This window comes from Allobacillus saliphilus, assembly GCF_018138385.1.
In the GTDB taxonomy this organism is placed as follows: Bacteria; Bacillota; Bacilli; order Bacillales; family Alkalibacillaceae; genus Allobacillus; species Allobacillus saliphilus.
On the sequence record NZ_JAGSIE010000024.1, the window covers coordinates 53,898 to 64,056 of the forward strand.

14 protein-coding genes, 1 tRNA gene and 1 riboswitch are annotated in these 10,159 nt (G+C 36.6%); of the genes, 12 read left to right on the top strand and 3 right to left on the bottom strand.

Going from position 1 to position 10,159, the window contains the following annotated elements; genetic code table 11:
* Positions 1 to 6: 6 nt before the first annotated feature.
* A complete protein-coding gene (gene gcvT / locus KC820_RS08580) occupies positions 7 to 1,110 on the bottom strand; it encodes a glycine cleavage system aminomethyltransferase GcvT (RefSeq protein WP_212370251.1) in 1,104 nt (367 codons plus the stop codon).
* A 148-nt stretch (positions 1,111 to 1,258) separates the two neighbouring features.
* Positions 1,259 to 1,347: riboswitch (glycine riboswitch) on the bottom strand.
* A 125-nt stretch (positions 1,348 to 1,472) separates the two neighbouring features.
* Here gcvT and KC820_RS08585 point away from each other — a divergent pair.
* Positions 1,473 to 3,077 carry a DEAD/DEAH box helicase gene (locus KC820_RS08585; protein ID WP_212370253.1) on the top strand — a complete coding sequence of 535 codons (1,605 nt, stop codon included), beginning with the start codon at positions 1,473 to 1,475 and terminating at the stop codon, positions 3,075 to 3,077.
* Positions 3,064 to 3,870, top strand: a complete 807-nt coding sequence (locus KC820_RS08590) for a YqhG family protein (RefSeq protein WP_212370255.1) — start codon at positions 3,064 to 3,066, stop codon at positions 3,868 to 3,870. The genes KC820_RS08585 and KC820_RS08590 overlap by 14 nt, the downstream gene beginning before the upstream one ends.
* Positions 3,871 to 3,974: 104 nt before the next feature.
* On the opposite strand, the gene KC820_RS08595 is transcribed toward KC820_RS08590, so the two are convergent.
* On the bottom strand, positions 3,975 to 4,490 hold the full coding sequence (locus KC820_RS08595; protein ID WP_212370257.1) for a shikimate kinase: 516 nt from the start codon (positions 4,488 to 4,490) through the stop codon (positions 3,975 to 3,977).
* 33 nt (positions 4,491 to 4,523) lie between these two features.
* Here KC820_RS08595 and comGA point away from each other — a divergent pair, with 33 nt between their 5' ends.
* The 9 genes from comGA (at position 4,524) to KC820_RS08640 (ending at position 8,881) form a co-directional block, all read left to right on the top strand.
* Entirely contained in the window at positions 4,524 to 5,543 is a 1,020-nt protein-coding gene (gene comGA, locus KC820_RS08600) for a competence type IV pilus ATPase ComGA (protein ID WP_144087445.1), read from the top strand.
* The gene (locus KC820_RS08605; protein WP_144087446.1) at positions 5,500 to 6,543 is read left to right on the top strand and encodes a type II secretion system F family protein; all 1,044 of its coding nucleotides are present in this window, start codon (positions 5,500 to 5,502) and stop codon (positions 6,541 to 6,543) included. Before comGA ends, KC820_RS08605 begins: the two co-directional genes overlap by 44 nt.
* A gap of 20 nt (positions 6,544 to 6,563) precedes the next feature.
* Complete coding sequence (comGC, locus tag KC820_RS08610) at positions 6,564 to 6,890, top strand: competence type IV pilus major pilin ComGC (protein WP_144087447.1); 327 nt, start codon at positions 6,564 to 6,566, stop codon at positions 6,888 to 6,890.
* Positions 6,880 to 7,362, top strand: coding sequence for a competence type IV pilus minor pilin ComGD (comGD, locus tag KC820_RS08615; protein ID WP_212370258.1), 483 nt, complete (start codon positions 6,880 to 6,882; stop codon positions 7,360 to 7,362). The genes comGC and comGD overlap by 11 nt, the downstream gene beginning before the upstream one ends.
* Positions 7,363 to 7,477: 115 nt before the next feature.
* Positions 7,478 to 7,681 carry a hypothetical protein gene (locus tag KC820_RS08620; RefSeq protein ID WP_212370260.1) on the top strand — a complete coding sequence of 68 codons (204 nt, stop codon included), beginning with the start codon at positions 7,478 to 7,480 and terminating at the stop codon, positions 7,679 to 7,681.
* Positions 7,659 to 8,105 carry a ComGF family competence protein gene (locus tag KC820_RS08625; RefSeq protein WP_212370262.1) on the top strand — a complete coding sequence of 149 codons (447 nt, stop codon included), beginning with the start codon at positions 7,659 to 7,661 and terminating at the stop codon, positions 8,103 to 8,105. Before KC820_RS08620 ends, KC820_RS08625 begins: the two co-directional genes overlap by 23 nt.
* Positions 8,106 to 8,130: 25 nt before the next feature.
* Positions 8,131 to 8,463: a hypothetical protein gene (locus tag KC820_RS08630; RefSeq protein WP_212370264.1), complete on the top strand. Its 333-nt coding sequence runs from the start codon at positions 8,131 to 8,133 to the stop codon at positions 8,461 to 8,463.
* A gap of 12 nt (positions 8,464 to 8,475) precedes the next feature.
* Positions 8,476 to 8,547, top strand: a tRNA-Gln gene (locus tag KC820_RS08635).
* 91 nt (positions 8,548 to 8,638) lie between these two features.
* Positions 8,639 to 8,881, top strand: coding sequence for a DUF2626 domain-containing protein (locus tag KC820_RS08640; protein ID WP_144158441.1), 243 nt, complete (start codon positions 8,639 to 8,641; stop codon positions 8,879 to 8,881).
* 112 nt (positions 8,882 to 8,993) lie between these two features.
* On the opposite strand, the gene KC820_RS08645 is transcribed toward KC820_RS08640, so the two are convergent.
* The gene (locus KC820_RS08645) at positions 8,994 to 9,617 is read right to left on the bottom strand and encodes an MBL fold metallo-hydrolase (protein ID WP_212370266.1); all 624 of its coding nucleotides are present in this window, start codon (positions 9,615 to 9,617) and stop codon (positions 8,994 to 8,996) included.
* Between the two features lie 159 nt (positions 9,618 to 9,776).
* On the opposite strand from KC820_RS08645, the gene KC820_RS08650 reads away from it, so the two are divergent.
* Positions 9,777 to 9,950 carry a DUF2759 domain-containing protein gene (locus tag KC820_RS08650; RefSeq protein WP_144087453.1) on the top strand — a complete coding sequence of 58 codons (174 nt, stop codon included), beginning with the start codon at positions 9,777 to 9,779 and terminating at the stop codon, positions 9,948 to 9,950.
* Positions 9,951 to 10,159 lie beyond the last annotated feature (209 nt).

A 10,159-nucleotide genomic window follows, 5' to 3' on the forward strand; every position in this document is an offset into this window, starting at 1 on the left:
CACCTCTTACTTTCGTTTATAAAATGGAGTAGGTATAATTTTTGCTTTTAACGTTTTTTTGCGGACTTGAATGTCGATTTCTTCTCCTTCATTCGCAAGATCACTTGGAATGAGCGCCGTACCTAAATTTTTGCCGAGTGTCGGTGACTGTGTACCTGAAGTCACATGACCAATGACATTCTCGTTTTTTAAAACTTCATACCCATGTCTAGGAATCCCTTTATCAAGCATCTCAAATCCGACAAGTTTTCGAGAAGAGCCGTTCGTTTTTTGCTCGGTTAAGGCTTCTTTTCCGATAAAATCGGCTTCTTTGTCAATCTTTACTGCAAAACCTAAACCTGCTTCAATAGGCGTAATTTCTTCAGAGAGATCCTGACCGTATAGTGCAAGTCCTGCTTCAAAGCGAAGTGTATCACGAGCTCCCAAACCAACAGGTTGAATTCCTTCTTCCTCACCAGCTTCGAGAATCGCTTTCCAAAGAGCGGCAACAGAAGATGATTGCAAATAAATTTCGAAACCATCTTCACCTGTGTAGCCCGTTCTAGAAACAATCGCTTTACCTTCAATTCCGTGAAATTCCACGGAAGCATCAAATCGGAAAAACTTAATTTCTTTCAAATTAGAATCTGTTAGCTTTTGTAAGATTTGTTCAGCTTTCGGGCCTTGAAGTGCAAGTTGTGCATATTGTGGAGATACATCTTCAACGTCGACCCCATTCGTTTGGTGTCGCTTTAACCAATTAAAATCTTTTTCGGTATTTGCAGCATTCACTACGAGTAAGTAATCATTTTCATCCAGTTTGTATATAAGGAAATCATCAATGACACCACCATGCTCATTGCACATAAACGTATACTGTGCTTGACCGATTTTGATCTTAGACACATTGTTGGTGACCATCTTTTGTAAAAAGCTTTCGCTGTTTTCTCCTTTTACAGCGATTTCACCCATGTGAGAAACATCAAATAAACCAGCTTTCTCTCGAGTTGTGTGATGTTCTTCTTTAATTCCCGCAAATTGGACAGGTAATGCCCATCCCCCAAAATCAATTGTTTTTCCTCCATATTCCTTATAGACCGAATATAAAGGTGTTTGCTTTAACTCACTCATAAGTCCCCTCCTCCATTAAACATAAAAAAAGAGAATACCAAATAAAAGCATTCGGAATTCTCTCTGTCCTGTCACCTGAAAGTTTCACAGAAATCAATCACTGCTTACATCTTTGGTGGTCTATCGATTTAGACTCTCTCCAGAGGTGCGTCATACAAGGGTCTTTTTGCCTGAGAGATTCGTATTCCTACTTGCTCCGTCGGCGCTGGCTATCCCAGTCTCTCCCCTTATAATCATTCGCGTGTTGATATTCTATTTTTTGCACATACTACTCTTAGGATTCTTTATTTATATTATACCATAATAATCATTTGACTGTAAGCGATTTTAAGAACTCGTCAGAAAAGGAGGAATTGTTTGGCATGAAAGTTCAAATCAATCAACATCTCGTGTCAGAGTGTCAAGAACTAAAGGAACAGACAAGTTGTGATTGGCGGACATTCAAGCAAGCCTGTCAAATTACAAAGATGAAAAGCACCCAGGGTGAACGACTTGCATCCCTTTCTTTCTTGCCTGAACTACAACCGATGCCACACCAAAAAGAAGCTGCTGAGAAAGTCCTTCATGAAATGCACGGGCGTGCTATATTAGCTGATGAAGTTGGACTTGGTAAAACAATAGAAGCTGGCTTGATCCTAAAAGAATTAATGATTAAAGGTCTTGTAAAGAAAGTATTGATCCTGACGCCTTCTTCGTTAATTCGTCAATGGGAACAAGAAATGAATCAAAAGTTTTATATTCCCGCAAGGGCCAAGCACCGTTCCTACGATTGGACGTTATATGAAGTTGTAGTGACTTCTATTGATTTGGCGAAAAAATCACCTCATCAGGAAGAGATTCTCCAACAAGATTATGACATGTTAATTGTTGACGAGGCCCATCGTTTAAAAAATAGTCAAACGAAAAATTATCAATTCGTCAAAAAGATTAAAGCAACTTATTGTTTATTACTGACAGCGACACCTATACAAAATAAGTTGGACGAAATCTATAACTTAGTTCAAATTGTAAGACCCGGTCTATTGGGTGAGAAAAAGGCGTTTAAACAGCAATTAAAAAAAGATCCCGAAACACAAGAAGCAATGAAGCAATTAATACAAACATCAATGGTGAGAAACTTACGTAAAGAAACCCAAAACCAGTGGACTGAACGAAACATTGAAACAATATACGCTCAATTTTCTGATGAAGAACAAGCATTTTACAACTCGATTGATAATGAACAATCCAATCATGCATTGACACAATTAACGATGAAGAGAGGATTTTGTTCGAGTAGGGAAGCTTGCTTTCAAATGTTAGCAAAAAATCAAACGCAGCATGCGATTGATCGTATTAATGAATTAAAAGAGCTTCCTCAACATGCAAAAGCGATTCAAATGATGAACTTTGTAAAAGAGCTCGGTGAGAAATGCATTATTTTCACTGAATATAAAGCTACGCAAATATATTTACAATGGTTACTTCATCAACACGGTTTATTAGCTGTTACTTATAACGGTGATTTTCGGAAAAGCAAAAAACAATGGATGCTGCATTTGTTTGAGACGAAAGCCGATGTATTAATTACAACAGATGCAGGAGCAGAAGGTCTTAATCTACAACATTGTCGAAACATGATTCACTATGACCTTCCTTGGAATCCGATGAAATTAGAACAACGGATCGGAAGAATTCATCGATACGGTCAAACGAGAAACGTCCAAATATTTTATATGATTCTTAAAAACACAGTGGATGAAAAAATACTCAATCTTCTTTATGATAAGCTCGATTTATTCGAAGGTGTCGTTGGAGAGCTCGATCAAATTTTAAGCGATATCGGGGTAGGTAATTTTGAAGATGAAATGAAAGAAATTCTATCTGAGTCTGCAAGTGATCAAGAAGCATCCATCAAACTAGATAATTTAATTGAAGTGGCTAAATCGCATCAATCTGAAAGGAAGGCTATTAATGAAACAAGCTGATATTCAACCATTTTTAATAGAGTTCTTTACATCAAGACAAGCATCCATTGTAGAAAAATCGGACGGTATTTTAACGGTTAAATTAACGGAACAACTAGATGAGCAATTGATGAATCGACCTTTTTATTGGCAGTATGTAAAGAAACTCGGTAAAGTCGGCGAAACAATGAGTGTCACTTTCATTACAGATGAAGAAAAAAGAGATCAACAAAAAGGTGAATGGATTCATTTTGGTTCTCCTCGGCTGGACCAAATCTTCCACATTATTCAAAGAGAAGGTGCATATACCGTTCTTTATGAAGGTTGCCAGTCCAACAGTACAACGAAAACGCCACTGCACCCATGGTTAATATGCAATATACGTGTAAAATACCGTGGTTTTCTTTCCAAAGATGAGCTGGTGAGTGTGGGCATTCGGTTAATCGATGGAACAATGCGCTTTCAAATGATGGATGAGATTGAACACAAAAACTTTGTTTCATCTGTTCCAAATTTTTGTTTCACTTTACCGACGATTATTTCTACCGAACGAGCTGTTGAGCGAGTGACCGAAGAGCTTCAACAACGCATCAAACAAAAATCAACGCACTTTGTGAATAAATCCCATCGACTTTATGAACGTGAAATGGATATGCTGAAAAAATTGATCATAGATGACGAAAAAGACGATGCGGAACATCAACACGCAAAGGATCAAATATTTGAACGATTGTATCCACAAGTAGATTTAGAATGGATTAATTTAGGTTACTTTTATGTATCTGAGCAAATGTCGAAAGAATTAATTTCTTAAAAAGTGATAATGTGATTACCTTCGTTTTATTGTAGATTTTGTTAATATTAAGCATCATAATAAGAAGTACTTAAGGAGATAAGCTCATTATCTCCTTTTGACTTTTATTTTTCCGTTTTGTATAACTGTAATAGATTGATAATCTCTTGAGCTATTTCGTCTTGTGATCGACCATCTGTCGAAATGATGTAGTGAGCAACTTGTTTGTACAAGCTCTCTCGGTCTAAAAACAGCTGTCTTCTTTCTTTCACCGGCTTTCGCCAAAGTGGCCTCGTGTCCTGTTCTCCTGCTAACCGCTTCATAATCTCTTCAAAAGATGTTCGTAGCCATATTGTATTGAACTGTTCTTTTAATTGATTTCGATTTTGCTCTTTCGTTATAATTCCGCCACCTGTACTTACAATCACATTTTGATCAACCCATTTATTGAGTTCCTCTCCCTCTTTCTCTCGGAACCAATTTTCTCCTTTTGTTTCGAATATTTTTTTGATTGTCATATTGGTTTTTTTCTCAATCTGTTCATCTACGTCAATTACAGGATAAGTTAATTCTTTTCCTAATATCTGACCAATCGTTGTTTTACCCGATCCCATAAACCCAATGAGAGCAATTGACTTCATATTTATCATCCTTTCATAAGGAGGTTGTCATTATTGAAGCAACCTGAAGTGTTATCCAATACTATACTAACGGACGCTACAACGTATTTAGCAACAGACATTCACTTCTCTCCTGGACCAAATGAATGTCATATTTATTTTCGCATTAATGGCTATCGCTGGTTCTATAAAAAGATTCCTCGCAAACAATATCAATCATTATTAAGTTACTATAAGTTTCGATCAGGGATGGACATTGCAGAGAATCGTTTACCTCAAGATGGCACACTCTCTTCACAAGTAAAAGATAACACTTATTTCTTACGCTTATCCACTCTTCCTCTGAAAGACACAGAAAGTTTAGCTATTCGTGTGCTACCAGAGCAATATGAACCGAACATTGAAGAACTTTTTGTTTTTTCAAAACAAGCTCGACAACTAATGAAATGGTTGAAAAGCTCATCAGGCATCATATTATTCACAGGCCCAACAGGTAGCGGTAAGTCCTCGACAATGTATGCTTTACTAAAACAAGCAACGAAGGAATATGGGTATCAATCGATTACGTTAGAAGATCCGATTGAGCAATCCGTAGAAAAGATTTTGCAAGTTCAAGTGAATGAAAAATCAGGATTTGATTATGATGTTGGCTTGAAAGCAGCCTTGCGACATGATCCGGACATTATTATGGTCGGTGAAATCAGAGATGATAAAACAGCAAAATTTGCGATACGAGCAGCCCTCACTGGTCACCTCGTTTTATCCACGATTCATGCAAGGAATACATTCGGTACCTTAACTAGGTTAAAACAGATGGGCATTCCTTCGAGTGATTTACACGAATCAATTATTGGTATTGTTGCTCAGCAACTTGTTGAGTTATCACCGACCTATAAAGAAGTAAATCATTCCTCAAGATCTGCTATAGCTGAATTACTCTCAGGTCAGGCTCTCGAACGTGCAATTAATGGAATCTCACCAAACAATTCTAAAGAATTCCTTTCACTCGATCGAATAAGGAGGAAGGCTCATGCTGAAGGGATTATTCAGATCGAATCAGACCAAAAAGCTTAACCTTACCACCCAAGTGACTTTTTTAAATCGGATGGCCAAATTGCTCGAACGAGACCATTCTATGAAGCAAGCATTGGAATTTCTAACGTATGATCCACAGCTCGGACAGCTTGCTAAACAATTTGTCGGTTCGTTAGAAAATGGCACATCGTTAAAAGAATGTTTTAAACTATATGACTTCCAGCCGATTGTTGTATCTTTCCTGTTTTTCTCTAACGAATCCGGGAATTTAAGTGGGCATCTCATTCATTTGAACAGATTACTGACGATGAGACTGGAATTTCAAACAAAACTTAAGAAACTACTTAGGTATCCTCTTTTTCTCCTGACTGTATGTATTATTCTGTTAATAGCCCTAAATACATTTTTATTACCTATGTTTGAAAGGTCGTTCCGTAGTATGGGAACAGTTGGTTCACTACCAACTTACCAGTTAATTCTACAAGTTACGCAAACACTATTTCTTATTTTTCTAATTGGTGGTGTAATTACTGCGCTGCTTTTTTATAGATTTCACCGACAATCCACAGTCGAACAAAAAATTGCAATGTATGAAAAAACTCCACTTCTTCACGGCATTTTTAAGATGCTCATTACTGCACAGCTATCCTATCAATTAGCTTCACTATTACAAAGCGGCAAAACAATCAAAGAAGCTATAATGATTATTCAACAGCAAGACTATATGCCATCCATCCAATATTTCGCCTCATTGCTTACCGATCACCTGCAAACAGGAATGTCCTTATACAACGCTTTTAAAGATCTCCCTCTTATTGAGTCAGAGTTTAAATTGATGATCAAACGCTCTACTGAGCAAGGTACATTAGCGAAAGACCTTCAGAACTATACAAACCTTGCCATTGATTCGATGGAGGAAAAATTAAAAAGCGTGATGATGATGATACAGCCTGTTGTTTATATCATATTGGGACTGATGATTGTCTTGATCTATTCGTTCACCTTATTTCCTATGTTTCAAATGATTAACCAATTATAACGATAAAAAGGAGCTTAATGATGAAAAATATATTTAATCAAAAAGGATTCACGCTTATAGAAATGCTAATTGTATTACTAATTATTTCAGTATTAATTTTAATTACTGTACCTAATCTAACAAAACATAATGATACCGTAGACGATAAGGGCTGCGAAGCATATAAGAAAATTGTATCTTCACAAGTTCAATTATATAAACTCGAAAATCAGAAATTCCCGACTATTGATCAACTGGTCGACGGTGCTTATATTGAACAACCTGCATGTCCAAATGGATCTCATTTATCCATTAACACAACCACAGGTGAAGTAACAGAAGTAAGTGGGGCTTCCAGTGGAAGTTAAAGCCTCCAATCAAGAAGGTTTTACTCTAATTGAAATACTCGTTGTATTATCCATTATTTTAATCCTCTCTCACTTCTACCTGTTGGCTCACAGCCAAAAACCAACTAAACAAACAATGGATCAATTCCTGGAAACATTCGAAAATGATCTTTTTTACTTGCAACAATACACAATGACGTACCAAATTATTCCCCAATTGTTTTTCGACCCATCTAATCATATGTATACCATTCGCCATGCTTCCTTAGATCAACCTCTTCTAGAGAGGAAATATCGTAAAGACATACGTATTCAGCTCAATAACTTTAAAAATCCTCTTACATTTACTACCCGAGGAAATTTATCAAGTCCAGGAACTTTTTTTATCCATTTCGGTGAGCAAATATATGAATTAAAATTCCCATTCGGAAAAGGACAATTCCATGTTGAAAAACTCGAAGCTAATGTGCGTCCATATCACACGGTCATCTAAAGGATATTTTTTAGTAGATGTTTTGTTAGCGTTTAGTTGTCTGCTGATCATTACTACTTTTATTTTACCGGTGATACACCATGCCATGAACCATACCGAAACAATACGGCAAGCGATGATTGCAGAAGAACATATATCACGGTTGGTAATCCGTTCAATTGGCAGCAATGTGCAAAATGAAAAAGTGATAATTGATGGTTTTTATTTCACTTGGAATACAGAAAATCTTGAGAATAAACAAGTTGGATGTTTGTCATGGATAGATCGACGCAACAACGAAGAAAGTATGTGTCTTTATGTACCTATATACAAAGAATAATCAAGGATTCACGTTACTGTCCACTTTGATTGCTTTGACAATTCTTATGTTGCTTTCATCTCTTATCCTTCCACTATTGGTTACCGTACAAAAGATTGAGAGTCCATCTTATAAAAAAGATTACGAATGGAGACAATTTCATTTCTATTTAATGAAAGAGTTCAATGAAGCTCAGTTTGTAACCATTGAAGAACATGCCATACAATTTCATTTACCTAATGATGTTACTAACCGTTATGAATTGTATTTTGATAAAATCCGTCGTCGGGGAAACGAAAGTGGACATGAAGTTATCCTAAGTGATGTAATCGAATTTTCGGTACGAAGATTTGGTAACCACACATTCTCGATCTATGGTGAAAGGGAACATGGCTATGCATATACTAAATATTATTCATTTCCGATTAAAACGATCGATCACTAATGAACAAGGTTTTGTTTTTGTGTACTTGTTAACCATTTTGTTAGTCGTTACGACGGTTCTTCTACACCATCTTAGCTTACAACATATACAGACAGAGAACTTATTATTAATTCAAGAACAGCAGAAAATCCAACAATTAATTCAGATTGCACAGCATGATCTTCAAGATATTATTGACCAAACTTCAGAAACTGAAGGAACTGTTCTTTTGGAATATCTCGTTGGTTATGTAATGACTCATTATACACTTGAATCTCCATCGACTTATCGAGTACAATTAACTGTAGAAACACCACGAGGAACGACATATAAAAATACGACATTGATGAATAAAAGTGAAGCAATACGGCCAGAATAGTGTTGTATCAATTGGGCTGTAGCCAAGCGGTAAGGCAACGGGTTTTGGTCTCGTCATGCCCAGGTTCGAATCCTGGCAGCCCAGTTTGCTTTTCCGTCATAATTTATTCATTTACAATAAACATTGCTTCGTATATAATATGTCTGACGAGTTCCTATGAGAAGGAGGAATAGACATGGATCGCGTTTTTCGCGGAATAGCATTTTGGACGGGTATATTCGCCGTCATGTTCTATGTTGGTGACATGATCAACATGTCTCTATTATTCTTAGCACAAACGGTCTTCTTCTTGGGAATTGGTTACTTAAACCTATCTGAGCGTCTTTATATGTATATCTTTGGTGCTTATTTAACAGTCTTTATGATAGGTTTCACATACTATGTAACCTTCCTTTTAGAACCTGGATTTGCTTCTTAAATCAAAGAAAACAGAGACTAACTTGCACGAAAGCAGATTTGTATCTGCTAAATGAAAAAAGAAGGCAACCGACCAATAATCGGTTGCCTTCTTTTTTGTTCTCCGTTTGGATTCAAATTAAAAATGAATTGGTTCTCTTCTCTTCGCCAACTTGTGTAGCAGGTCCGTGCCCCGGATATACCGTTGTGTTCTCTGGTAGTGAAAGAATATGCTCTGTAATTGATTGAATCAATGTCGCATGATCTCCGAAAGGTAAATCCGTTCTACCGATCCCTTGGCTGAATAGCGTGTCCCCTGCAAATATGACAGCATCATCTTTAAACCAAAAAGAAACACTACCTGGTGAATGACCTGGTGTATGAAAAGCCTCGAATGAAAAGTTTCCAATTTTGTGCTGTCCTGGTTTGATTGAATAATCTGCAGGTTGTGACGTCGAAATAGTACCGACTTGAAAAAACTCAGAACCATTCAAAGATGGATCTGTTAACCATGAGGATTCTTCTTCATGTATGTATACAGGTGCATTTGTTTCTTCGCGCAATGACTCAACCCCACCGATGTGATCAAAGTGTGCATGAGTTAAAAGAATGGCTTGTAACTTGAGGTTGTTCTCTTCTATCGTATTTAATACGATTTCAGGGTCCCCTCCTGGATCAATTACAAGAGCTTCACCATCTTTTTCTAACAGATAACAATTCGTACCTAACAATCCCAGTTGAAATATTTGGATATTCATATCTTCTCCTCCTTGATATGTGTATTTTTGGTGAAAATACTCGACAGGATAGTCTTTTTCTTATAAAATAGATTTTAGCTTGTGAATACGTATATTTTTATCTTAATGGACTATGTTATCATAACAATAGGAACTATGGCATTCAAGGAGGACTATAAAATGGTATTGGCAATTATATTTCTACTCGTTGCAATTGTATGTATTTTTGGTACGTTACGTTCAATCAAAAACCGTAATTTCTTAGCAGTATTTTTTGCAGGTGCAACTACACTTTTATTTGGTTGGTTCTCAATTATGACAATCATCTCTGAGATCTCATCCATGGTATCTTAATCAACACTTTAGTGATTAAGTATTCTTTACTTAAAAAACTTAGTTGTAAACAAGTACTTATATCTTAACACGAAGGGGACAAATCTTAATGATTTGTCCCCTTTTTTACAGACTACTTTCTCAACGGCAAAACAAAACATACTAAGATTAGTGGGCAAGGTCATCGACGGATGATCTTGCCCACTATTTCTTTTTATACGATATAGTGA

Excerpts from the sequence above, each read along its gene's own strand:
- KC820_RS08640 (WP_144158441.1), top strand. The coding sequence starts at position 8,639 with ATGGATCGCGTTTTTCGCGGAATAGCATTTTGGACGGGTATATTCGCC.
- KC820_RS08590 (WP_212370255.1), top strand. The coding sequence starts at position 3,064 with ATGAAACAAGCTGATATTCAACCATTTTTAATAGAGTTCTTTACATCA.
- KC820_RS08645 (WP_212370266.1), bottom strand. The coding sequence starts at position 9,617 with ATGAATATCCAAATATTTCAACTGGGATTGTTAGGTACGAATTGTTAT.
- KC820_RS08585 (WP_212370253.1), top strand. The coding sequence starts at position 1,473 with ATGAAAGTTCAAATCAATCAACATCTCGTGTCAGAGTGTCAAGAACTA.
- KC820_RS08620 (WP_212370260.1), top strand. The coding sequence starts at position 7,478 with ATGATTGCAGAAGAACATATATCACGGTTGGTAATCCGTTCAATTGGC.
- gcvT (WP_212370251.1), bottom strand. The coding sequence starts at position 1,110 with ATGAGTGAGTTAAAGCAAACACCTTTATATTCGGTCTATAAGGAATAT.
- KC820_RS08650 (WP_144087453.1), top strand. The coding sequence starts at position 9,777 with ATGGTATTGGCAATTATATTTCTACTCGTTGCAATTGTATGTATTTTT.
- KC820_RS08595 (WP_212370257.1), bottom strand. The coding sequence starts at position 4,490 with ATGAAGTCAATTGCTCTCATTGGGTTTATGGGATCGGGTAAAACAACG.
- KC820_RS08625 (WP_212370262.1), top strand. The coding sequence starts at position 7,659 with ATGTACCTATATACAAAGAATAATCAAGGATTCACGTTACTGTCCACT.
- comGC (WP_144087447.1), top strand. The coding sequence starts at position 6,564 with ATGAAAAATATATTTAATCAAAAAGGATTCACGCTTATAGAAATGCTA.
- KC820_RS08605 (WP_144087446.1), top strand. The coding sequence starts at position 5,500 with ATGCTGAAGGGATTATTCAGATCGAATCAGACCAAAAAGCTTAACCTT.